This window comes from Mucilaginibacter jinjuensis, assembly GCF_028596025.1.
GTDB lineage: Bacteria > Bacteroidota > Bacteroidia > Sphingobacteriales > Sphingobacteriaceae > Mucilaginibacter > Mucilaginibacter jinjuensis.
In genome coordinates this window covers 4,642,310-4,666,983 of the sequence record NZ_CP117167.1, presented here as the reverse complement: position 1 = coordinate 4,666,983, position 24,674 = coordinate 4,642,310, and the positions used below count along the sequence as shown (strand labels likewise).

The following is a 24,674-nucleotide window of genomic DNA, read 5'->3' as shown; positions in this document are numbered from 1 at the left end:
CAAAAGAATTAAGTTTCAATTACCAGGCGACCACCTTACCGTCTTTAAAAAACTGACCGGTTGGCCCACCTTTAGGCAAAGTTGCTGCAAAAACAATGCTTGCCGCTCCCTCGCTTACCGGTCTACCGCCAAAATTAGCTAAAACTTCATGGGTTGCTGTTATCCCCGGCGTAGCTGCATTTACAAGGATATTATCGTTTTTTAAATCGAGGGCAGCCTTGAGTGTTAAGGCGTTGAGGGCCGCTTTAGAAATACTGTAAACCGAGATCACATCCCGCCACGGATTAGTAAGGCTATAACCTTCGCCACCAAAAGAACCCGAACCCGATGATACGTTAACAATCCTTGCATGCGCGCTTTTTCTTAATAATGGCGTAAGGTATTTAATGGTACTCCATGCGCCAATAAAGTTACTTTCCAGCACGTTCCTGATGTCGTTAAGCGCTACATCTACTGTATTGTATTGATCGGGAAACAGGGTGGCGTTATTAATCAGTACATCCAATCTGCCAAACTGCTTTTCAATCTGCCGGGTAATTGCCTGTACTGCTGTTTCTTCAGTTACATCTAATGCCATAGGCACAACATCCAGTCCTTCATTAATTAAAATATTTGCGAGTTGCTCAGCAATCTCCTGTTTTCGCGAAGTGATGATCACTTTGTAACCCAAGTCTGCGAGTTGCCTGGCGGTTTCGAAGCCTATTCCTGTTTCTTTACCTACGCCGGTAATTAATGCCAATTGTTTACTATCCATACTGTTTGTAATTTTAGATACAAATATATAACGATCGTTATATGAAAATTATTGTAGATGTAGAATTTACTGTTGGATGATAAAATGGTGTCTTTGAAAGGGCTGTTTTAAACCTTAACCGTCTCCGCAGAGTCTCTTGCAGAGAACTCTGCGACAGGTCTGTAAATCATTGCAAGGCCCTTTACAAGAGAGCCTGTATGAATAAATAGCTCTCTTTTGTCATTCCGAGAAACGAGGAATCTTCTTCGCCTTGTATAGTTGCCAATTATGTAGCAGAAGATTCTTCACTACGTTCACTGTTGTCCGGTAAACGATTTTTTTGAAAAAGATAAGGGGTAGCTTTTCGGCTACCCCTTTTTTGTGTTGATATTAGAGTTACCACACTTCAATATTCAACATGGGCAAAAGTACTTTTTTTACCGGACAGCCGGTATTGAATCAGCTGCTGAATTTGATTGACCGCAATTCAGTAAAGGCATTGGCAAGAGCGGGACAATATGACCGTTATTATCGTTATTTTGATACGCATACACATTTAGTCACCATGCTTTATTGTGTGTTAAACAAGTGTACAAGCAGCCGGGAAGTGGTTAGCGGGATGAAAGCCTGTAGTAATAAACTCGAACATGCAGGTATACAAAAGGCGCCGGGAAGGAGCACACTATGCGATGCCAATATGAAACGTTCCTATAAGGTTTTCGAGTTATTATATGAGCAGATTTATCGCAGGCATAAGCAACTTTTACCGGACAGCCGGTCGGTAAATAACCTCAAACTTTTTATAGCGGATGCCTCTACCATCACTTTGTTTCAACAAATACTCAAAGCCCCCAGTCCGGGTAAGTTCAACGGTAAAAGGAAAGGCGGTATTAAAGTACATACGCTGATCGATGCAACCGATGACGTTGCCATTCAGGTTAGTTTCACGGCAGCGAGTGCAAATGATATGACCTTTCTAAAGGAGATCAACCTGGAAGCCGGTTCATTTATCGTTTTTGATAAAGGCTATGTAGATTACAGTCAATATGAACGTTTAACTAATGAAGGGGTATTTTTTGTCACCCGCCAGAAAAAAGATGCCCGGTATGTGGTTACTGGTTCAAATGAAGTTAGCCCTGAAGACAAGGCATCTGGTATAATTGCTGACCGTTTGATCACCCTCGGCACACGCACCCATCGTAAAAAAATCAAGCTTAAAAGCCGTCAAATTACCTTTTTCGATAAGCAAAAAGCCAGAAAATTTGAATTCCTCACTAATAACTTTTCATTATCACCACTACAGATAGCTGATCTTTATAGAAAACGCTGGCAAATCGAGATCCTGTTTAAAAGGATCAAACAAAACTTCCCCCTCAAATACTTCCTGGGAGACAATGAAAATGCGATCAAGATCCAAATATGGGGTGCTTTTATTGCCGACCTGCTCATTAAACTTGTACAGGTTCAACTTAAAAGGAAATGGGCTTTCTCCAATTTGAGTGCTATTATCAGGTTACATCTGATGAGTTATATACATCTATTCAATTTTCTGAACGATCCTGAAAGGCTGTCCACTACAATCACCGGGGAAAAGCAATTAAAATTAGGGGGCTCACAATTTGGTTTTAAAACTTAATCCCTCTAAAACCCACTCAATGCCTCTTTTACTATCTCCTTCATTTTTTACCGGACAACAGTGCACTACGTTCAGAATGACAAAAGCTTTTTGAGTACTTGCGCCTGTACAGGCTTCTCTATAAGAGACACTACACAAACAAAAAAGCCCTTTCAACTTTGCTGTTGAAAAGGCTTTTTCTCTGAGTTTTAGCTCCCTACCAGACCTTTACTCTTTGATCTTCAGCTTTATAATTCTTATCACCCGGCTGTATATTAAATGCCCGGTAAAAAGGTTCAAAATTCATTAATGGGCCGTTTACCCGCCACATGGCCGGCGAGTGCGGGTTGGTGTTAACATAAGTACGCAGAAATGCATCCCTTGTTTTTACCCTCCAGATCCTTGCTATCGAGATAAAGAAGCGTTGATCTGGTGTAAAGCCGTCAATTTTCTCATTGCCTTTTCCTTGTTCCGTCATCTTAAATGCATCGTAAGCAATGGCAACGCCACCGTTATCTGCCGTGTTTTCGCCTAAGGTTAGGTGACCTTTAACGTGTACCGTATCTAAAACTGTGAATGAGCTATATAAATCTGCCAGCTGATTGGTTTTTACTTTAAACTTTTGGTAATCTTCTTTTGTCCACCAGTTTTTTACGTTGCCATCTTTATCATACTGTGCGCCCTGGTCATCAAAAGCATGGGTCATTTCGTGGCCAATTACCATGCCTATACCGCCATAGTTGATCGCGTCATCTGCCGAAAAATCAAAATAAGGATATTGCAAAATACCGGCAGGGAAAACTACCTCATTTTGAGATGGATTATAATAAGCTGTAACTGTTGATGGCGTTGTAAACCATTCAGTTCTGTCAACCGGTTTATTCAGTTTTGCCAGTTCAACCTGGTAGCTGTTTTGGTTGAGTGAGAGCACATCTTCAAAGTATTTGGTTCTTGCAATCTGTACCCTGTCGTAATTCTTCCACTTATCCGGGTAGCCGAGTTTTTTTGTGATGGCGTATAGTTTTTCCTTCGCTTTTAGTTTGGTACTATCGCTCATCCAGTCCAGGTGATTAATCCTGTTTTCGAATGATTTTTGCAGGTTATTTACCAATACCAACACACGTTTTTTGGCATCCTCGTTAAAATATCTTTTCACGTAAAGTTGCCCCAGCGCCTGACCAAGGTAGCTGTCAACGTTTTCCGTCATAATTTGCCTGCGCGATTTTTGAGTGGCCTGTCCGCTTAATACGCTGCTAAACTGAAACGAAGCATCGATAAACGGTGTACCCAATGTTTCCGCATAGTTTTCGAGTGTGCCGGCTTTTAAATATGTTTTCCAGTCTGCGATTGAAACAGACTTCAATATCGTATTTAATTTATCGTAATAGGCAGGTTGGGCCATATCAACCGAATCTGTAACGGCACCTAAATTGGCAAGCAAGGTAACCCAACCTATATTGGGTTGTGTTTTGTTGATAGATACAATGGCCAGTTTATGATAATTGGCGTGTACATCCCTGCGTTCGATATTTGTTTTATGCGAAGCTGCCAGTTGCTTTTGGATATCATAAACAATAGCTGCATCTTTTGCGGCAACAGCAGCAGAGCTGCCGGTTAGCTGAAATAAGGTACTAATATATTGCTTGTAAGCTTGCTGAATTTTGAGCGTAGGTGAATCTGTTTTGAAATAATAATCCCGGTCGGGTAAACCGATACCGCCCTGGTACACATGGGCAATATTGATCTTGCTGTTTTTATCATCGGGAGAAATACCGAAAGCGATAATAGAGCGGTTGCCCGATTTATATTCAGTTGCTACAAACTGGAGTAGCGACGGTACACTGGTGATGGCATTAATACGCGCCAGTGTTGGTTTAACAGGTTCGTATCCGCGTTTATTAATAGTAGCCATATCTATACCGGCTGCATAAAAATCGCCAACCTTCTGCTCAACGCTGCCCATGGTATTTTTACTTTTTGAAACACTATCGAGGATGTTTTGAAGCAATTTTTTTTGCGGGATATTCATAAACGAATAAGAACCCACACCCGATTGATCACTGGCAATTTTAACGGTATCGTACCAGCGCCCGTTAACATAGCGAAAGAAATTATCACCAGGCTTTATCGAAGGGTCTATCCCGGCCACATCAACAAAGCTTTTCTTCTGAGCATCCGAATAGGTTGATATACCCAATAATGCTGCCGTTAAGCACAAGTAAAGAGATTTTTTCATAATTGATTTATGCTTAAAGGTAATAAAATTTTGAACGAACGGAAGGTGGGGCGTTCAGTCTCCGTAAAGGCAGATAAACCCTTTTTGTCATTCCGAGGAACGAGGAATCTTCTTTGTCTGCATACTTCCGCAAATTCTGGCGCAAGTATGCAGCGTTGGGATGTGGGGTTTAGTACTTGTGCTTATACAGGTTGTTGTTTGTCGATAATGTCACAAGTACTCAGTTGCACAAGGCTTGCGCTGCATACTTGCGCCAGAGAAGGGAGAAAGAATAAAATTATTGGATTATTACTATATGATTGTATATTTAATATTATGTCGACAAGCGAATATAAGTTCCCAATTTTTATAAGTTCTCCCGAGTATAATCTTATTGATCTACGAGCTGAACTATCAAATTTCTTAGGAGATTTAGGTTACAATCCTATTTTAAGTTCTTCAGAAGGATTTCCTGATTATACACCAGAATTTGAACCATGGGAATCTTGCCTAACTGTTTTAGACTCGTCGTTCATAACACTTCTAATTATTGATAACAGATATGGAACGCCTTTAGAGTGGAAAGCATTTTCAGAAATAATATCAGATAAAATATCGCCCACTCATGGAGAGTATAGATTCGCTCATCACAAAAAGAAAAGGATATTAGTTTTTATAAGAAAGGGGTTACTTGAATATTACCAGATATATCGGGAAGCAATAAAAAAAGCAAAAGGGGACGAAAATTTGGCAAAAAGAAGATTAGGAAAAATTTTACCAAAAACGCTTGATTACCGGACATTGGAATTTATAAATGAAGTGAAAACTCGATCACCAATTCCGTGGATAATTGAATTCAAGAATGTTGTAGATATAAAAAAAGAGGTTCAAAAAAAACTATTAAATGAGTTAGCTGATGTATTCTTATTCAAGCAAAGGAACCTTGAAGCAGTTTTACGTGCATTTGAGATCACTATGCAGGAGTTACCTGAAGATAAAAGGTCAGAAACTTTACTTAAAATTGGAGTGACCGCAGATCTCTTAGAAAGAATAGATTCGTTAACCGAAAAAAAGCGAGAGTTAGAATTAAGTTATACAAAAATTGAAAATGATCTAAAAAAGCTAAAAACTAACAGTTCAAAAGGTACGTTGGAGTTCACTTCAAAAATTGTAACGGATCAATATTACAAAGTCAATGATTCTCTTAATTTAGAAAAAGAAACTCTTTACGAAAATATACTAACCCGTCCAAAGTTAGGCCTTGATGGGACATCATCGGTATTAGGTTCGGACAAAATAACCGGCCTTACTGGTCTTAGTAGATCAGTATTAGGCCTTGATGGGACATCATCGGTATTAGGTTCGGACAAAATAACCGGCCTTACTGGTCTTAGTAGATCAGTGTTAGGCCTTGATGGGACATCATCGGTATTAGGTTCGGACAAAATAACCGGCCTTACTGGTCTTAGTAGATCAGTGTTAGGCCTTGATGGGACATCATCAGTATTAGGTTCGGACAAAATAACCGGCCTTACTGGTCTTAGTAGATCAGTGTTAGGCCTTGATGGGACATCATCGGTATTAGGTTCGGACAAAATAACCGGCCTTACTGGTCTTAGTAGATCAGTGTTAGGCCTTGATGGGACATCATCGGTATTAGGTTCGGACAAAATAACCGGCCTTACTGGTCTTAGTAGATCAGTGTTAGGCCTTGATGGGACATCATCGGTATTAGGTTCGGACAAAATAACCGGCCTTACTGGTCTTAGTAGATCAGTGTTAGGCCTTGATGGGACATCATCGGTATTAGGTTCGGACAAAATAACCGGCCTTACTGGTCTTAGTAGATCAGTGTTAGGCCTTGATGGGACATCATCGGTATTAGGTTCGGACAAAATAACCGGCCTTACTGGTCTTAGTAGATCAGTGTTAGGCCTTGATGGGACATCATCAGTATTAGGTTCGGACAAAATAACTGGTCTTGGTAAATCAAAGTCCTCAGATGAAAAAGCCAATGATCCTGAAAAATCAAAATCTTAATCCCTTATGCCGACGAACGCGTGTCTCGTGTGTTTTACGCTTGCACAACGTCCGCCGTCAAATGCTCCTCCCTTAACAATTTCTGAAAACCCTCAATTCCAGCCTGACCGGCTGCGAATAAATCTATTGCAGGTTTATATTTCTGCATGTTTACAGGCTCGTATTTAATACTCCAGCCGATGGCCGATACTAAAACAGGGAGCAGATCAATGCTTTTTTCGGTAAGGCTGTAGGTTACTTTTTGTTTGTGGATATCATCGGGGCCTTTGCCTTTGGTAACCAGGCCTTCTTTCTCAAACATGGCAAGCCTGTCCCTTAAAATATTGGATGCGATCTTTTCTTCCGACTGGCGCAGCAGTTCGTTAAAATGGCGCCTTTTATAAAAGATCATATCGCGCAAAATCAACAAGCTCCATTTATCACCAATTACCTCAATTGCGAGGTTTACCGGGCAATATGATCTGTGTGGTTCCATTTTTTTAAATTATTAAGTAATAAGCGCACTCCTGTCTCCGCAGGGTCTCTCGCAGAGGACCTTGAGTACGTAGATAGGTTTTTAAAGCATTACAGGGTCCTTTACAAAAGACCCTACACGGACAATAAAGCAATAAATCACAATTAATTTTCGGCATCCGAAGGTGTGATTTACAACTGGTTGCAAATATACGAACCCGGAAGTGATTTAATTGTCGCCTTAATGTATGGATAAATTGCAAAATGTATATTTACCTAAAAAGCCTTTAAACATAATGCTTAAAGGCTTTTTAATAAGGGAGTAATTGCTGATTAAGCCTGATTTAAAAGTAAACGCAGCGGACTTAATGGCCCAACCGGGATCAGGTTAAACTCCATTAATCCGGCTACGCCCAGTGGTAATGCTTCCAATAGCGTGTGTGCTTCTTCAACGGTGGTTACATTCATAATGAAGATAACACCGGTGCCATCAACCTTTGCAAACCAATTATCGATTTTACCGCCCAGGTACAACTGAACAGTGGCTGGTACTTCACGTTGTAGAATAGCAAACCTTTCGGCTTTGTCTGTTTGTAAAGCTTTTTCGTTAAGGCTACCAATGGCTATAACTTTGCTGATAGCGATGGCAAGTGGATTTTGTTCTTGGGTACTCATGATACTTTGATTTAATAGAATGTTTTTTTATACTTTTAATTGTGTTTTAAAACCAGTTGTTATTTAAAACTACATTGCAAATGTATTTGAATTAATTTAATTGCAACTGGTTTTAAAATAAAAGTAGATAAGAATGACAAAAGCTCGTCACAAAAAATAACCTTTAAGTCAGTAAAAGTGTAACAGGGTGCGATCTAAAAAGCATTAGAAATCGGATTTAATTATCTTCAAATCAGTATATTGTAATTATACTATTCGGTATAATAATTACTTTTAAGTCTGTAACATGGAACTTTCCACTAAATAGTGAGCTTCTTGTTCTATCCAACAACCTCAAGGGTGGGCAACTTATCCCCCGGATATTACGTAATTAAAGTAGCGCCTGCCTGCCAATTTTAAGGAATAAAACATTTATGTTAGAAACCGTATTTTTGTATCAGCCTGTGAGATATAAATTAACCCCTAAAAGCTATGAACAGAATTCCTAAAAAAGGAATTGCTACAATATTGCTATCTGCAACATTCGCAATGATATTCGATCCTGTTTTTGCCGGTATCGCACCGCAAAACCAAAACCAGGATCAAAAGCCGGTGCAGCAACGCCCAGTACGCCAGTCAAATGGTAACGCTCCGCAGCAACGCCCTCAAAATAATAACCCACAGCAACAGCGTCCACCGGCCAGCAATGGCGGTCAGCGTCCGCAAGGTGGGGGATGGCAACGCCCGCCTGCAAACAATGGTACACAACCAACGGGTGGCCAGCCGCCGCAAGGTAATGGTGGGCAACGCCCGCAAGGTGGATGGCAACGTCCTCCGGCCAATAATGGTAGTCAGCCAACACCAGGTAATAGTGGCCAAACCCCACCCGTAAATAATGGTGGCCAGCCTCAGCAGGGAAATAACGGCCAGCCTCAACAAGGCAATGGTTGGCAGCGGCCTTCGCAAGGTAATGGTAATCAACCACCTCAAAATAATGGAGGCCAACGCCCACCGCAAGATAATAGCACGCAACCTCAACAAGGTAATGGAGGCCAGCGTCCGCCGCAAGGTAATAACGGTCCGCCGCAGAATAATAATGGCGGTCAGCGTCCGCAGTGGAATGGTGGTCAACGCCCTCCGAATGGCTATTACAGGCCGGGGAGCAATGGCGGTGCCCGCCCTGGTGGTGGTTATTACAGGCCACCGGTGTATCATCCCACCCGCCCGGTTTATGTTTATCGCAGGCCAACTTATGTGTACAGATACCACCCGTACCGCCCATATTACTGGGGACCTGCCTGGCATCCAATAGGTTTCTTCGCAGCAGCTTTAGCTACTACGGCTGTTATTGTTGCGTTAAATAACCAGCAATATTACTATGATAACGGTGCTTATTATGAGCCTGCTGCCAATGGCTACCAGGTTATAGCTGCCCCGATAGGTTTGGTAGTAAATGGCCTGCCCGAGGGTTACAACACCATAGCAGTTGGCGATTATACTTACTATTATTTCGGTGGTGATTACTATGCGCAGGTACAAAATGGCTACCAGGTTGTAGATGCGCCTATAGGTGCAGTGGTAACCAACTTGCCCGAAGGTGCATCAGAAACGGTTATCAACGATGAAACCTTTATTTACTATAACAATACCTATTATCAGCCTATCAATATTAACGGGCAAAATTGCTACGAAGTGGTAGATATGCGCGAGCAGCCACAGCAGTAAATTAAATTGTGTTTTTAGAAAAAGTCCCTCAGCTAACGTTGAGGGACTTTTTTGTTATGTAGAAACTTAAACCGTGAAGGTGGATCAATAGCACTAAACAAGTTTGGTGGAGATTCATTACTACAAACTTTTGTATGCATCCTCTAATTTCTTTAAATAAAATTTGGATAAGTAAATTAATTCAACTTACTTTGAATCACAAAGTACTTTATATGGAAGAAAAAGATCTTTATTCCGAAATCAGTTCCATCCGTACGCTCATGGAGCGGTCTACCAAGTTTATATCCCTGAGTGGTTTATCGGGCGTAATGGCTGGCATATATGCTTTAGTAGGGGCAGGCATTGCTTATAAGCTACTTTATTTAGACCATATCGAGCTGTACGTTAATAGAAATGACACTATTATGCAGTTGTTTTTTGTGGCGTTAATTGTATTAATACTTTCTGTAGCAACAGGTATTTGGTTAACTGTACGCAAAGCAAAACGTAAAGGCCAAAGCGTATGGAACCAAAGCAGTAATTTGCTGTTAAAAAACGGTGCATTACCTTTGCTAACCGGTGGCTGCTTTGTTTTGCTGTTGTTTATACAAGGGCATTTTGGCATTATAGCACCGGGCTGCCTTATATTTTACGGCCTGGCATTGGTTGCCGCAAGCCAGTATACTTATGGCGATGTAAGGTGGCTTGGTTTAAGCGAAATTGCTTTAGGCCTTTTAGCAACCATATTACCGGGTTATGGTCTGTACTTTTGGGCCCTGGGTTTTGGTGTACTGCACATTTTATATGGCAGTGTGATGTACTTTAAATACGACCGTGAAAATAACGCTAACTAATTTCGATAAAGCTTTTGAAAACCGCGTACGCTTACAAATTATGAGCGTACTGGTGGCTAATGAGAGTTATGATTTTAACTCGCTGAAAGACTTGCTGGAGGTAACCGACGGCAACCTGGCATCGCATTTAAAAGCTTTGGAGAAAGACGAATATATTACTGTAAACAAATCCTTCCTGGGGCGCAAGCCCAATACTCGTTACCAGGCATCGGCAAAGGGGATTGCTGCGTTTAAAAAACACCTCGAAGCACTCGAAAATTTAATAAAGCAACAGAAGCTTTAAATTTTTTTGTCTATTAACTTTGAAATACAAAGTACTTTTAAATAAAATAAAAATGAAACGAATCACAATCTTACTATCACAAGATCGGCTGTATCTGGCAGGCATTATTCTTATCATCATCTCGGCAATGATATTAGCTGTTACCGATCAGTTTACCCGGCAATCAGCTTCAGGGGCCTTCTTTTTTAATTATGCGTTATCGGCAGGCTACTTGTTCGTGTTGCTTTTTGGCAAAGTATCCAAACGGGGGCTAAATCTTTCAGAACGGAAGATAGGGCATATCATTATGCTGCTGGTACTGTGGTTTATCAGCGCATTTGCATTAAACCGCGAAATGAATGTGTTTGATCAGTCAGTACCGTGGCTTAGCGTATGGATCGTATTATCAAGCGTAGCGTTGATACTGGCGTCCATGTACCAGGCATTACCGGGGTTGTTAAATTATATCACGTTCTTTTTGTTGGGTGGTGCTTTTTTGCTATTCAGTTATTATGCCATTTACTTGTTGCCTCTTTATGTCTTTAGCATTATTGGCATTATTGCGATAGGTATTTCGTTGCACACCTATGTGCCGCTCGGGTTGGCTATTGTTACGGCCATTTTAATTTTGAGTGTATCGCGCCAAAACATAAAAATGCTTTACATGGCTATCGCCGGGTTTGCTTTACCGGTAATAGGTTGCATTAGTTTTTTGATCTGCTGGAATACAGCCAATCAGAAGATTAACCTGCTGATTAATCAAAACGCTTTAAATGACGCTAAGCTACCCGCCTGGATTAACGTAAGCCAGCACATCGACAATTCATTTTGGGCCGAGCGTATTTTGAAGGCCGGATTAGTGTATCATGAAGTTTCAAATGATCATTTTTTCTGGGGAGGTATGCCGTCGCACTCTTTCGATGAACCGAAGCAGCACGATCCGCTGGTGGTTATAGCAACGTTACTTTTTAAAAAGCCAAACCTCGACGAAAATGACCGTATTAAGGTCTTAAAATCGATGTACAACTCACGCCACCAGGCACAAGAGCGCCTTTGGTCGGGCGATAACCTCGAAACCATTAGTGTGATCAGTAATGTAAAATTGTTCCCCGAATACCGGATGGCCTATACCGAAAAAATGCTCACGGTAAGGAACAATGCCGATTGGAACTGGAGTAAGCAGGAAGCCATTTATACTTTCCATTTGTCAGAAGGTGCGGTGATATCATCCCTGTCTTTGTGGATAGATGGCCGCGAGGCAAAATCAAGGCTCACTACCAAAGCTACGGCCGATTCTGCTTATCATCAGGTAGTAGGGGTAGAGCAGCATGATCCATCTGTGGTGCACTGGCAGGAGGGCAATACGGTAACTGTTCGTGTATTCCCATGTACCACTACCGAAAATCGTCGTTTTAAAATCGGCATTACCAGTCCGCTTACTAAAAAGGGCGACAAGCTGATTTATGAAAATGCTTCATTTGAAGGCCCGCAAGCAGGTAACGCTTTAGAATCTATGCAGGTTACAACGGCAGGTAATGCTTCTGAGTTGCAGTTGCCGGCTGTATTTAAGCAAACTACTTTAGGTGTGTACCGTGCCGACAGGACTTATCAGCCCGACTGGCAAATTGCCTGCAAGGCGCCGGCTCTTGCTACCAGCGCATTTTCATTTGCAGATACAGCCTATCAGGTCAAAAACTACGAGGCGAAGCTGGAAGATTTTACGCCTGATAAGATTTACCTCGATTTGAATAAATCGTGGTCCGAATCAGAATTTAACCAGATCTGGGATAAAATAAAGACCAGGCCGGTATATGTTTATGATGACAAGCTGATGCGCCTTACTGATGATAATGTAAAGGATGTGTTTGATATCATGAGCCAGCAAAATTTCAGCATGTTCCCAGTCAATGCAATTAGTGACCCGGCAAGGGCGCTGATCATCTCTAAAAGCACCGACAGTGCACCAAACTTAAGTGACCTCGAAGGCAGTGATTTTGAAAAGGATTTGACTACTTATTTAAAAGTACCTACGCAGATCAGGTTTTATAACATAGGTAATCAGCTTAGCCCATATCTTAAAGCCTTAAAAGAGTTACGAATATTTAATTATACCGATGGTGAACCCAAAGATCTGATCGCTTTATTAGACCAGCACCAGTTTGTGAAGAACCAGGAAGATGACCAAACCGTGGTACTGAATAATGCGAAAGTGATGATCCAGAAAACAACTTCCACTGACATTAAAAATGCGCCCGACCATGTGTTGCGGTTGTTTGCCTACAATGATCTGATGAAGAAGGTTAGCGGCGACTATTTCAACCATAATTATGTACAGCCTGCAAATATTGCCGAAGCCGAAAAAGCGTTCATCGTATCCCCGGTGTCGAGCCTCATCGTGTTAGAGACACAGGAAGATTATAATCGTTTCGGGATCGATGAAAATAAGAACAGCCTTAAAAATGCATCGATGAAATCATCAGGTGCAGTGCCCGAGCCACAGGAGTGGTTATTAATTGTATTATGCCTGGGTGTTGCCGCGTATGTATTATACAGTAAAAAGTTAAAGCCTCAAAACCTGTAAACATGTTAGCAATAAGGCTTAAAAAAACAATTGTGATGCCCTACCTGGCTATTGCCTTTGGCTTAACCTATCTTTTTATAGCGCTTTGGCTACTGCCTGCCTATTTAACCTGGGACGCCAATTTATTTGTAGGGCTGCTGCTGGCACCTTACATCTGCACGGCCGACGAAAGCCGGTATTCGTTACGGTACCTGGTCCCCGCTTTATTAATGTTGGCGCTGGCAATTGTGGTGCCGGTTAAAACCATGCTTTTTATAGCCATGCTGTTTGCCATATTATTATTGTTAGAAAATAGCCTGGGCAAGCTCAGCGAATCATTTTTGTTCCTGTTGTTCTTTATTTCGCCGGTGTTTAAGTACATTATTAGTATGGTTGATTTCCCGGTAAGGCTTTGGCTTACATCAAAAGTTGCCGGTCTGTTAAATATGATGGGCATTAAAGCTGTAGCAGCCGGGAACCAGATCCAACTGGATAAATGCGATTTCTCTGTAGATCCGGCTTGCGCAGGGCTTAATATGCTGATTATATCACTTATCATCTGCCTGTTTATTTTAATGCACTATCAACGGCAAACCGGTAAGCGGCTGCGGTTCATATATCTAACAGGCTTGTTTTTAACAACCATCGGCTTAAACGTGATAGGTAACTTTTTCAGGATACTGATATTGGTGGTTTTTAAAATTATGCCGGGTACATTTTATCATGATGCAGTAGGCATCGCTTGCCTGGGTATTTATGTAATTGCGCCGTTGGTAAAAGGAGTAGGGCCCTTACTAAATTATGTAGGCATTGCACCTAAACCAATTATTGCATCTAAAAAGAAGCATAGTTTTTATTTGATCAGGTATCCCATATTACATGCCGGTTTTGCTACCCTGCTTTTATTGGTAGCCCTTAATGTGGTAAGTGCTGATAAGCTGATCCCTGCATCGAAGGAAATAGAGCTCGATGGCTTTTACAAGCAACAGATGGACAACGGCATTATGAAGTTTGATGGTAAACAAACGCTCATCTATATAAAACCAAGCGCCTTTTATGTACCCGGCCACGATCCCATGATTTGCTGGACAGGCAGCGGCTATATATTTAACAACATTAAAAAAGAACAATGGAACGGCATTGAACTATATACCGGCACCTTACAAAAAGGTAAGGATAAAATTTATGCCGCCTGGTGGTTTGATAATGGCTATATGCGAACTACAAATCAACTGCAATGGCGTTGGGAGGCCGCAAAGGGTAAGCATCCGTTTTATCTTATCAACGTTAACGCCGCTAACCGGCAGGTGCTGCAAAGACAGGCAGGTAGTTTATTAACAAACCCAGCTTATCTTAAATAATGATGAAAAAACAAACCGAAACCCGGCTTATACAATATATTAACTGCTGTATCTGGATAATGATAGCAGCCCTGGCCCTAAGTGGAATAACCGCCTTTCCCTTACAAACAGAACTAAGCTGGCTGGTTAACCACAGCCAAAGTTTACCAACATTGATGAGCCAATGGTTACAAACCATTTATCTTGCCATTGCAAGCACCAATAAAAACTATCCATACTTAAGTTATGGTACCGATTGGCTTGCTTTTGCGCACCTGTTACTGGCTTTGCTTTTTATAGGGCCGCTGCGTAACCCGGTTAAAAATGTGTGGGTGGTTGAGTTTGGGATAATAGCCTGCCTGCTTATTGTTCCGCTTGCTTTTATTGCGGGGAGTATCAGGCATATTCCGGTTTTCTGGCAACTGATCGATTGTTCATTTGGCGCAATAGGCATTATCCCGCTTATAATATGCTACAAATACATTAACCTTTTAAAATACATTAAAGTAAAAAGCTTATAACTAAACCTTATCATGTTTAAATTCAATCCCGCTTATTTTATTCTCGCTGTCGTATTGTTTTTGGTCGAATTTTTTATCGGCTTCTACATGCACGATGCTATTATTCGCCCTTTCGGGGGCGATTTCTTAGTTGTTATCCTGCTGTATTGCATGGTTAAAAGTGTTGCCGATACCAGGGTGGCCGTTACCGCAATAGGAGTGCTGCTGTTCTCTTACGTTGTAGAAACCCTGCAATACTTCCACATTGTGAATATACTGGGCTTACAAAATTCCCGTGTGACTTGTATTATTATCGGTACCGGTTTTTCATGGATAGATATGCTGATGTATACGCTCGGCATTCTGCTGGTATGGCTTATTGAAGTTAAAATACTCCGTAAACCCAAATAACGATGAAGTATTTTGTAAAAGAAGATTCGATAGTGCGGGAGATTTGGGGCAAGGCTGATACGGTGCTGTTTATTTTTGCGGCCTCAGCCGCCGAATTTGCCCTGAACAAGGCAGTGGACTGGCTATACTTTACCGGTAAGCTGCCGGCCGATCCATTGGGCAGATTATTTTCTACAGTTACCTATGCGCAACGAATTATCTTCTCGACTAATAACGAAGCCTGTGCTGCCATAGATCAAATTACGGCTATTCACAAACAGGTTGAGCATGCGCGCGGTAGCCAGATCCCCGACTGGGCTTACCGTGACGTTTTATTTATGCTGATTGATTATTCGATCCGCGCGTACGAGCTGTTAGAATGTAAGCTGACACTGGCCGAGAAAGAAGAAGTGTTTCATGTGTTTTGTAAAGTAGGCCTCCGTATGGGGTTTGAAGGCTTGCCTACAACTTATAATGCTTGGAAAATTATGCGCGAAATACACCTGAAGCAAGACCTTCAGTTCAGTAATTTTACCGTCGATCTGTTTAAACAATACCGGCAACATTTAGGAGGTGTAAGATTCCCCTTATTAAAGTTGGTACAGGCCTTAATGGCCCCTTCGGATGTAACAGATTTGTTGAAACTCAAACAGATCAGGCGTTTAAAACCTTTGCTTTATCTGTATAAAATAAGTAGCCATATTAAATTACAGGTATATCTTAAAAATGCACTTTTACCTGTGAAGTATAAAATTGAAATCCAAAATCTGGATACCTATGGTGGCCGGTAACAAATGTTATTTATGTACTCTCCCGTACTTATACGTGGTAATATTGAAGTATAAATACGCAAGTAAATTAACCAGAATAGCCAATCAATAACGTATGAGGTAAACTCATTTTAATATTTTGATAGTTATATAACTAATCAGTTTATTCATTCGTAAAAGCTCTAAGTTTTGCGATATGTTTACAAAAACCTTGTACACCTTAATTACGGATAATGGGTTTAGAGTTTTGGAAGTAATGCCAATTTTCCAGAAATCGGAAAGGGGGCAGCTTTGTATACCTGAGAATTATATTATCCACGAACAATTACTTCATATTGAACATTCTCCACGCTATGCGGTAGAGTCTGAGCTGGCGTTTTTAGGGGCTTTGATAGTTCCTTTAAATAGCCATCATTGGACCTGGTATGGGCGTACACCAGGTTTTAGTACGCATGATTTTGAAAAGATCGTTGGTTTTATCCGCCATTACAAGATGCCGCATTTAAAAGATATTGGTATATATGACTAATGTCTTTATTTCCCCTTATCTAAAACTTCAAAATAAGATTGCAGGCGGTTGCCGTTTGCATCAACCAGTGTTAGCACGTGTTTACCTGCTGATGGGTTTAAAGCCATTTGATGATAGTCTTTGGTTTCCCCTACGTATTGATTATCCAGGTGCCAGAATATTTTAATGCCTGTTTGCCGGTGCGCTGCATTGCATATCATCCGGCCGCGTGTGCCATCAGCTTCTAATGGTACATATACTTTTGCACCATCTTTTGGATATATTAATTCCATAGGGTGCTGCAAGGTAGCCGCACAATCTGCCCGGAAAGGGGGGAGAGGTTTATAACTATAATTATGGCTGCGGTAATAAAACTCCATAGATGGGGGCAGCACAAACCAGGGCACATGAACCATGTTTGCAGGTGCCTCACATACAGAAGTTACCTGCCATTTACGGCTTGCATCTAAATGTACTAATTGATGAAAGGGGCAAACCGGAGCTTTTAAGCCACTTTTGGGCATAAATAAGGTATCAACATGGTCGCAATTTTCACCTGCACGGTAACCGCTTTCGTGGCACACTGCCATCATTGTCATCTCTCCCGCAGGCACCGCAAACCAATCACGGGTTACAGGGAGTTGCCTGAAGATCTCGAACAAAATAGGGGCAGCAGTGTTTACGCCGATTAATCCGGGGCGGCCTTCACCATTGGTATTACCAACCCAAACACCTACAACATAACGTGGGGTTACACCAATTGCCCAGCCATCCCTAAAACCGAAGCTGGTGCCGGTTTTCCATGCAATGCGTTGCGTGGAGGTAAATTGCTGCCATAATAATTCATCACCAGGGCGCATTACCTCCTCCATTGCCTGAAAGGTGTAGTAAATAGATGCCGCATCCAGCAGTCCGCCTTTTTCTAACTCAGGGGTAACGCGAGGTGCCGGTTTGTATACGGGGTTGCGATAATCGTTTGGATTATATTTCCCTTTATATTGTTGATAATGGTTTAGTACACGTGCCATATCCGCGTAAGCACCGCTTAGTTCCCATAGTGTGTTTTCGCTGCCGCCTAATATTAATGATAAGCCATAATGGTCTGCCGGTTGTTTAAGCGTGGTCATCCCCACATTACGTAACAGGCTGTGAAAGCGGTCGTACTTATACTGTACCAGCATTTTAACCGCCGGTATGTTTAATGATCTTGCTAAGGCTTTTGAGGCGGACACAGCGCCATCATACCCAAGATCAAAGTTTTGGGGGTGATACCCAGCAATTTGTGTAGGTATATCGGGGATGAGGCTATTAGGCAATATCAACCCATCGTGCAGCATGGCAGCATACAATAATGGTTTTAAAGTACTGCCGGGACTGCGCGGCGATGCTATTACATCTACATCGCTTTCCATATCCTTATTTTCGGGGTGACTGATATTACCCACATAAGCTAAGGTTTGCCCGGTTTCCACATCTAAAACAATAGCCGCCGCGTTGCGGATGTCATTGCCCTTTAAAAGCTGGTGGTGTCTTTCAATAATATCGGTAACATTTTGCTGTAAAATGCTGTTGATGGATGTTTTTATACGGCCACCATTTTGTTTATGGGCGATATTATCGGTTTTAAAACGCTGCAGTAAATGAGGCGCAAGCGTTGGCAGGGGGAAAGGCTTTTCGGGCACAGGCTCCAGTTTGGCAAGCGAGGCGGTGGTAGCGTCAATAATATGTTGCTGTCGTAAATGATCCAGCAATAAATTGCGTTTTCGGAGTAGTATCATCCTGTTTTTACCCGGATGCACCAGCGAAGGCGAATTGGGCAGCACGGCCAGTACGGCCATTTCGCCCCATGAAAGCTTATCGGGTGCGCGGCCAAAATATCGCCACGATGCAGCATCGAGCCCTACAACGTTGCTCCCAAATGGTGCATTGCTTGAATATAAAGCCAATATCTCGCTCTTTGAATGCGTAAGTTCTAGTCTTAAAGCTTTAAATATTTCGAGCAGTTTTTGCCATACCGTGCGGTTTTTTCGGGTTGATAAACGGATCACCTGCATGGTTAACGTACTGCCTCCGCTTACCACGCGCCTTGCCCTGATGTTTTGTTTAATGGCACGGCCAAAAGCCAGAAAATCAAACCCGGGGTGGTGCTCAAAACGTTTATCCTCAAAGGCAATAATACAGGCTTTGAATTTGGGCGGCACATCAGCATTATACGGAAACCGCCATTGCCCGTCGGATGCGATTGATGCACCTAATAACTGCCCCTGGTTATCATCAATTACAAACGAAGTTGGGGCGTTAAACAGATGTTTAGGGATACAAAACCAAAACAGTATAATCAGTACCAGTACAATACCGGCACTGATTATAGTCTTAGGTTTTTTATATATCGTTCTCAATGTTAAACAATCCCTACTTCACCACCTCAACCCATTGGCCTTTTGCCAATGCGCTTATCGAATTGTTATACATGGCATCGCAATAAATAGCAGGCAGGTAATACTTGCCGAGGTACGAAGCATTAAGCATCACATAATAAGTCACCTCTTTATTTTCCGGCAGACTGAAATAAGTATTTACCCGGTCATCACGAATATCGCGGTAATCAGACTCTGATGATTTAAATGCATCATCACCTTCCATCAATCTGGTGTTCAGGATCTCCCATCCCGAAGGGAAGATCTGGGTAAGCGCCATGTTATCGTATCTACCCCGGCGCCCCGGATTTTTAATAGTTACCTGTGCCACAAAATCGGTTCCTTGTTTTAACTGCGTAGGGTCAACAGGTATGCCTTTCAGTGTAAAATAGTTTATACGCATTTGTAGCACATCCGGGTTATTGATAGGCTTAACATCCTCGCCGGTAACGGGCTGGCCGTATTGTATCAGCCTGATATATAGTTTGGTACTGCTGTTGTTTTTTAGCCCCAGGTTACCGTTATCAGCTACCTTTGTTTGTGAGATATACGAATTGGAATTAACCGTACCATGCGTTGCGCCAGCCTGATAGTTAAACATTAGCTTGCTGTGCGATGTGTTTTTACCGCAATATTCGGCAATGGCAATTAAGCTATAGGCTGTGGTTTGGGTGCTGTACCACGAGTCTTGTGATAAACGAGCCGCCACAGTTTTCAGCATACCTGCCGCTTGCTGTTGTTTGCCTAATAAAGTCAGCGTTTCTAATATCATGGCCTCATCGCGCAGGTCTGAGCCGTAGGTGCCCCACATGCTGTTGTATGGTTTTATCGTGAGTGGTAATCCGGCCGTCATGCGTAAGCCAACCTCTGGCTGTCCGGCTAATTTGTAAGCGGCAGCCAAACGCCATTTGGCCTCGACGCTGATGTATGGGAATTCTTTTAACCTGTTCATGGCCCCAAGTTCAGGCGCATGGGCTAAAGCCAATAAGTATAAGCGGTAAGCCTGGTCAAGGTCGGCACCATAAAAGCTGCGGGAATCGGGTGCCCAGGTTAATGCTTTCTGGCGCTGATAGGTTTTCCAGTGCTCTATAAAGCCAACCGGCAATGCATAACCTGCGGCTTGGGCGGCCAGCATAAAATGCCCGGCATAGTTGGTGCCCCAATCATCGGCCTGGCTACCATCTGGCCAGTAACTTAAACCACCACCAGGTAGCTGAAAGCCCGAAAGGCTGCGAATGCCTGCCTGTATATTGCGGTTTATAAATGCTTTTTGTGCCGATGACAGATCAGTAAGCTGATTTAGGTACAATTGTGGAAATACTGCCGAAGTAGTTTGCTCCACACAGCCGTGCGGGTACTCAATTAAGTAATCAAGCCTTTTTGCCAGGTTAAGCGGTGGGATGTTCGATGCCTCCAGTGTGGTTTTATTGGTGCCATTCATACCAATGGCTTTGTACGGGGTACTCCATGTTTCGCCGGGGTTTAGTTCTTTTTCCAACACACGCGTTATACCGGGATTAGGATTGCGTACCGATAGTTCGACATCATAAGCAGCCGTTTCATTACCGCTGCGGGCGGTCACTTTTACCTTACCAACGCCAATGAAATTTTTAACATCCAGCGCAAAAGTTACCATCTGATCGCCCGGTTTGGTAAATGTTACTGTTTGATGGTTGTTGCCGCCCAAATTGCTAAATACGGTCGATTGTACATCTACGCTAACCGTTTTAATGCTATTCTCGGTTGCAAAAACAGTGACAGGCAGTTGTATTTTTTCTGTCGGTCCCAGTACGCGCGGCAGGGTGGCCAGTATCATTAACGGTTTTTTAACAGTAACGTCTTTATCGGCAAAGCCGTAAGCGCCATCGTGCCCGGCAATTACCATTACTTTAACCGAGCCGATGTATTGAGGCAGGGTAAAAGCATGCGTTTGGCGTTCACCGGCATTTAGACGGAATGGCCCCATAAATTTTACCACCGGTTTAAAACGGTTAACGGTGATGTTTTTGTTGAGATTTCGTCCCCCGGCATCACCACCTATGCTGAGGATGCGTTCCAGGTCGCCGCCATAAGCGCCTATTACATAATCAAACAAGTCCCAGGTTTTAACGCCAAGTGCTTCGCGTGCATAAAATGTTTCGTGAGGGTCGGGTGTTTTGTAATTGGTGATATCCAGCAGGCCTTCATCAACAATGGCCAAAGTATAGGTCATTTCCTTGCCCGATGCCTCAGACACTGTTACCTCCGATTTTGTTTCGGGCCTGATCTTATCCGGCATGCTGATCACAGGTTTTAAAATAGTGGCTGGATTATCAACCAATAGTGGTATAGCACCATACATGCGGATAGGCAAATCATTAATGGTTTGCGAATGCGGTTGTAATAAAGTAACGTTAATAAACACGTTTGGCGCCATCGTTTCATCAACCTTAAATTTATATTGGGTTTGCCCTTTATTAGTATTTATCCAATCGGTTTTTAAAACTTTTGTGCCGTTTTCAAAGCTGATTAGCGCCCTGCCATTGGCCGGGGTAGGTATGGTAAGCACAGCTTCTTCGCCCACTTTGTAATTCTTTTTATCGGCGGTAAATGATAGCATGGCGGCCTCGCTCGGGTTATCCTGTTGTAACCTTTGCGCCCAGTTTGGCCAGTCTATATAAACCTCTTTGCCGGTGGTATGGCCGGTTTCTTCATCTTTAACCTTTACCAGAAACTGGCCCCAATCGGGTTGGTTAATCCGCATTTTCCATTTGCCGCGGCCGTTAACCAGCGTAATGGTTTCTGTTGTAATCAGCTTGTTGTACTTATCCTGTGTAAAGTTGCTGTTTTGGGTACCGGTATTATCCCACCACCAATGCCATTTAACTTTGTATAGTTCAACCTGTACGGTGCGCTGGCCTTTAATGAGGTTGCCTTTGGTATCCACATCAGCAATATCAAAAACATGATCCTGATCGGTAACCAACATGCCTGACAATGCGTTGCCCTTCGGCGCTTTTATACCCACATAACCCGGGTAAACGTTATATGGCAGGCTCATTTGGTTGATGCTGAAATTACCGCCCGGCTCAAATACCTTAACCATAAAATTAGCCCGTAGCTGGCCCGGGGCTTCTTTTTCGGCCTCTACATCTGCATTGATATTGGTATTACCTTCGGCATCCAGTCTACCATCAAAAACGGAGCTTACCTGGGTATCAAAAGTTTTGGTTGGATCATCAAACGAGTAATCGTCGAATCCCTTAAACACTGTTGGTTGTGATGATAGATAAGCATCAACCTTAGCTTTTAAATTTTGCGCGATACCTCCAAACAACCATTTGGCATTGAGGCTGCCCTCGGTGTTTTGGCCTTTGGTCAGTTCTGTTTGCCCTTTAAAGTCCAGCTTTATTTTTAAGCGGTTAGGCATAATGGTTTCAACCTTAATGTTTTTGGTAAACGTGGCGCCGCCAACCTTCACCTTGGCAGTCCAGTTGCCGGTAACATCGGTAACCTGTGTAGCCGTATGGAAGCTGTAAAACCCATCGACAGGTTTGTTCTGCGTAATACGGCTATACAGCTGCCCCATTGGGTTGTAAAAGCTAAACTCAACCGGCATATCGGGTGGCAGTTTTTTGCTTTTATCTTCCAGTATAAATGATACATAAATGCTATCGCCCGGTCGCCATACGCCGCGTTCGCCATAGATGAAACCTTTAACGCCGCTCTGTACCTGGTCGCCGCCAACATCAAAGCGGGTGAGGGGCAGGGCGTTGCCATCATCCAGTTTTAAATAGCCGCGCTCATCGCCGCGTTTGGCAACCAGCAGGTAAGGTTTGCGTTTAATATCAAACTTGGCCAAGCCGTAGGCATCGGTTGTTTGTTTTACGATGATCTGTTTTTGATAATCCTGCAGATCGAGTTCCAAGCCCGAGATAGGCTGAGCAGTTAAAATATCGGTAGCAACCACCACCATGCTGTTATCGGTGCCGCGTTTAGCAACTAAGCCAATATTAGAGGCTATGATGTTACGGGTTGCCCATTTATCTTTGGTGAAGTAAGAGTTGGTGCACGGGTTGTCCTTATCTGCCCAGTTATAATTTTCGGGGTAGTAGCTGTTGTACCGGCTCCAAAACTCATCGTCCTCATCACTTATAGCCCCAGAACCGTAATAATCTCCGTCTCCGCCTTCATATTCATACCCGTCTTCATCGGTTTTGGCAGATTTAGCAGGCCCGCCTGCACTGCAATTGTACAACGAGTATTCTTTACGGAAGCCGATGATCACCCTGTAAATAGCGCCTGGCTCTGTGCGGATCAGTTTATCCAGATCGAGCATAAAGCGGGTCTTTTTGTTTAGGTTGACAGATTTATCGGCATCCAAACGGATCGTTTTTTCGACCACCGGTTTACCAACGCGCCTTAACTCGCTTTTACCATCAAAATCATTTTCCTGAAAATATTGGGCTACATTATCTTCATAAACCTTAATAATACTCACATCAACCGCGTTAAGGTTAACGGCTTCGAAAGGCATCATTAACTTACCCGAACTTGGCAAAATAACACCCTTGCCCGGTATGGTAACCGCAGGCAGCTTGTTCTCAAAAAACACGTTGGCTTTATAGCTTTTCTTGATTTTTTGGTGCGAGATGTTTTCTACGCCGGGGTTTACAAATACGCTGTAATTACCATCCAGGCGTTCGGTGGCGTAAACTTTAACCATGCTGCCCTCAATGGTATAAGCAGGCTCGGTAGTATTACCAATGCCGATAAGTCCGTTTAGCTCCTGACCAACCATGATGGCATCAGAGAACTGAACCAAAACGTATTGTTCCTGATCCTGTACAGCGCGGATATCCAGTACCCTGAAATCGCCCACTGCCGGTACATCGAAACTTTTATTGCCTTTTTTAGTCACACTGATCGGGCTGCCATCCCAGGTTATTTCTAATGGGTTTGTAGCGTTTGCGGCGCGGGATATTTTATCAACCGTAAAAGTGTGTGTATGGTTGTAGGCATTATGCTGCCAGCTAATATGTGTAGCCGATGGATAATTTACAGCGATGATCTTTTCTATCTGCTCATTTTTTTCAGCATCGGCAGTTTGGATCGTGCCCTCCAGTTTCATTTTATCCATAGAAGTACGGGGCGAGGTTTGCAGGCCGTTAAATGTAACTGTAAAATCAGGCGCCATGGTTTGAAAGCCAAACTGAAACTCCTGGAAATGATCGGGCACGTCTGTTACCTTGCCCAGCTTAAAAGTAGCGGTATAAGCCTTGTTGGCATCAAGCTGTTTATCGGGCTTAAATTCAATAGTCAATGCATCAACCCAGTATGCCTTTCCTTTAATAGATGGGCTAAAACTGAAGATTCCATCTGGTAAGGCCTCGTTTTGTGCATGAACGCCCTGCACATGCGATACCAGTTTAATGCGGATACTGCTCTCTTTTGAAACAATACCCGAGGTATAGGATTCGATGTATTTGCTGAAGGATTGATCGACGGTTTTAGGCTTCGAAAAATGCTTTAATGCAAAGGCGGCTGCCACTATTAAAATAAGCAGCACAGTTGTGATAAGGATGCCTTTTTTACTTGTAAAAAAGGCTTTTATGCTTGACATATTAAGGTGATTTTGTAATGAAAATTATAAAATTTAAATCACAAATTATTTAATTAT

At 42.6% G+C, this 24,674-nt stretch carries 17 protein-coding genes; 11 read left to right on the top strand and 6 right to left on the bottom strand.

Features of this window, described 5'->3' with window-relative positions:
- Positions 1-19 precede the first annotated feature (19 nt).
- Positions 20-754, bottom strand: coding sequence for an SDR family NAD(P)-dependent oxidoreductase (locus PQO05_RS20175; protein WP_273629248.1), 735 nt, complete (start codon positions 752-754; stop codon positions 20-22).
- Positions 755-1,151: 397 nt separating this feature from the next.
- Here PQO05_RS20175 and PQO05_RS20170 point away from each other — a divergent pair, with 397 nt between their 5' ends.
- A complete protein-coding gene (locus tag PQO05_RS20170) occupies positions 1,152-2,369 on the top strand; it encodes an IS4 family transposase (RefSeq protein WP_273629247.1) in 1,218 nt (405 codons plus the stop codon).
- Between the two features lie 196 nt (positions 2,370-2,565).
- Here the strand turns inward: PQO05_RS20170 and PQO05_RS20165 are convergent, their stop codons facing one another.
- Positions 2,566-4,584: a M13 family metallopeptidase gene (locus PQO05_RS20165; RefSeq protein ID WP_273629246.1), complete on the bottom strand. Its 2,019-nt coding sequence runs from the start codon at positions 4,582-4,584 to the stop codon at positions 2,566-2,568.
- A gap of 315 nt (positions 4,585-4,899) precedes the next feature.
- Between PQO05_RS20165 and PQO05_RS20160 the strand changes: the two genes are divergently transcribed.
- Entirely contained in the window at positions 4,900-6,603 is a 1,704-nt protein-coding gene (locus PQO05_RS20160) for a DUF4062 domain-containing protein (RefSeq protein ID WP_273629245.1), read from the top strand.
- A gap of 34 nt (positions 6,604-6,637) precedes the next feature.
- On the opposite strand, the gene PQO05_RS20155 is transcribed toward PQO05_RS20160, so the two are convergent.
- Entirely contained in the window at positions 6,638-7,078 is a 441-nt protein-coding gene (locus tag PQO05_RS20155) for a winged helix-turn-helix transcriptional regulator (RefSeq protein WP_273629244.1), read from the bottom strand.
- 311 nt (positions 7,079-7,389) lie between these two features.
- Positions 7,390-7,731 (bottom strand): hypothetical protein, encoded by a 342-nt coding sequence (locus tag PQO05_RS20150; RefSeq protein ID WP_273629243.1) that lies wholly within the window; start codon positions 7,729-7,731, stop codon positions 7,390-7,392.
- A gap of 471 nt (positions 7,732-8,202) precedes the next feature.
- Between PQO05_RS20150 and PQO05_RS20145 the strand changes: the two genes are divergently transcribed.
- The 9 genes from PQO05_RS20145 to PQO05_RS20105 all read left to right on the top strand — a co-directional run bounded on the left by PQO05_RS20145 (position 8,203) and on the right by PQO05_RS20105 (position 16,619).
- Positions 8,203-9,435, top strand: coding sequence for a DUF6515 family protein (locus PQO05_RS20145; protein ID WP_273629242.1), 1,233 nt, complete (start codon positions 8,203-8,205; stop codon positions 9,433-9,435).
- Positions 9,436-9,647: 212 nt separating this feature from the next.
- Positions 9,648-10,268 carry a hypothetical protein gene (locus PQO05_RS20140; RefSeq protein ID WP_273629241.1) on the top strand — a complete coding sequence of 207 codons (621 nt, stop codon included), beginning with the start codon at positions 9,648-9,650 and terminating at the stop codon, positions 10,266-10,268.
- A gap of 40 nt (positions 10,269-10,308) precedes the next feature.
- Positions 10,309-10,551: a winged helix-turn-helix domain-containing protein gene (locus PQO05_RS20135; RefSeq protein WP_420490476.1), complete on the top strand. Its 243-nt coding sequence runs from the start codon at positions 10,309-10,311 to the stop codon at positions 10,549-10,551.
- A gap of 52 nt (positions 10,552-10,603) precedes the next feature.
- A complete protein-coding gene (locus tag PQO05_RS20130; RefSeq protein ID WP_273629239.1) occupies positions 10,604-13,111 on the top strand; it encodes an XrtN system VIT domain-containing protein in 2,508 nt (835 codons plus the stop codon).
- 2 nt (positions 13,112-13,113) lie between these two features.
- The gene (gene xrtN / locus PQO05_RS20125) at positions 13,114-14,451 is read left to right on the top strand and encodes an exosortase N (RefSeq protein ID WP_273629238.1); all 1,338 of its coding nucleotides are present in this window, start codon (positions 13,114-13,116) and stop codon (positions 14,449-14,451) included.
- Complete coding sequence (locus PQO05_RS20120) at positions 14,451-14,951, top strand: hypothetical protein (RefSeq protein ID WP_273629237.1); 501 nt, start codon at positions 14,451-14,453, stop codon at positions 14,949-14,951. Before xrtN ends, PQO05_RS20120 begins: the two co-directional genes overlap by 1 nt.
- 12 nt (positions 14,952-14,963) lie before the next feature.
- On the top strand, positions 14,964-15,341 hold the full coding sequence (locus PQO05_RS20115) for a ribosomal maturation YjgA family protein (RefSeq protein ID WP_273629236.1): 378 nt from the start codon (positions 14,964-14,966) through the stop codon (positions 15,339-15,341).
- A 2-nt stretch (positions 15,342-15,343) separates the two neighbouring features.
- Complete coding sequence (locus tag PQO05_RS20110; RefSeq protein WP_273629235.1) at positions 15,344-16,111, top strand: oxygenase MpaB family protein; 768 nt, start codon at positions 15,344-15,346, stop codon at positions 16,109-16,111.
- Positions 16,112-16,286: 175 nt separating this feature from the next.
- Positions 16,287-16,619 carry a hypothetical protein gene (locus tag PQO05_RS20105; RefSeq protein WP_273629234.1) on the top strand — a complete coding sequence of 111 codons (333 nt, stop codon included), beginning with the start codon at positions 16,287-16,289 and terminating at the stop codon, positions 16,617-16,619.
- A 5-nt stretch (positions 16,620-16,624) separates the two neighbouring features.
- On the opposite strand, the gene pbpC is transcribed toward PQO05_RS20105, so the two are convergent.
- Together pbpC and PQO05_RS20095 are read right to left on the bottom strand one after the other, a co-directional pair.
- Positions 16,625-18,997: a penicillin-binding protein 1C gene (gene pbpC / locus PQO05_RS20100; protein ID WP_273629232.1), complete on the bottom strand. Its 2,373-nt coding sequence runs from the start codon at positions 18,995-18,997 to the stop codon at positions 16,625-16,627.
- A gap of 13 nt (positions 18,998-19,010) precedes the next feature.
- The gene (locus PQO05_RS20095) at positions 19,011-24,617 is read right to left on the bottom strand and encodes an alpha-2-macroglobulin family protein (RefSeq protein ID WP_273629231.1); all 5,607 of its coding nucleotides are present in this window, start codon (positions 24,615-24,617) and stop codon (positions 19,011-19,013) included.
- Between the last annotated feature and the right edge of the window lie 57 nt (positions 24,618-24,674).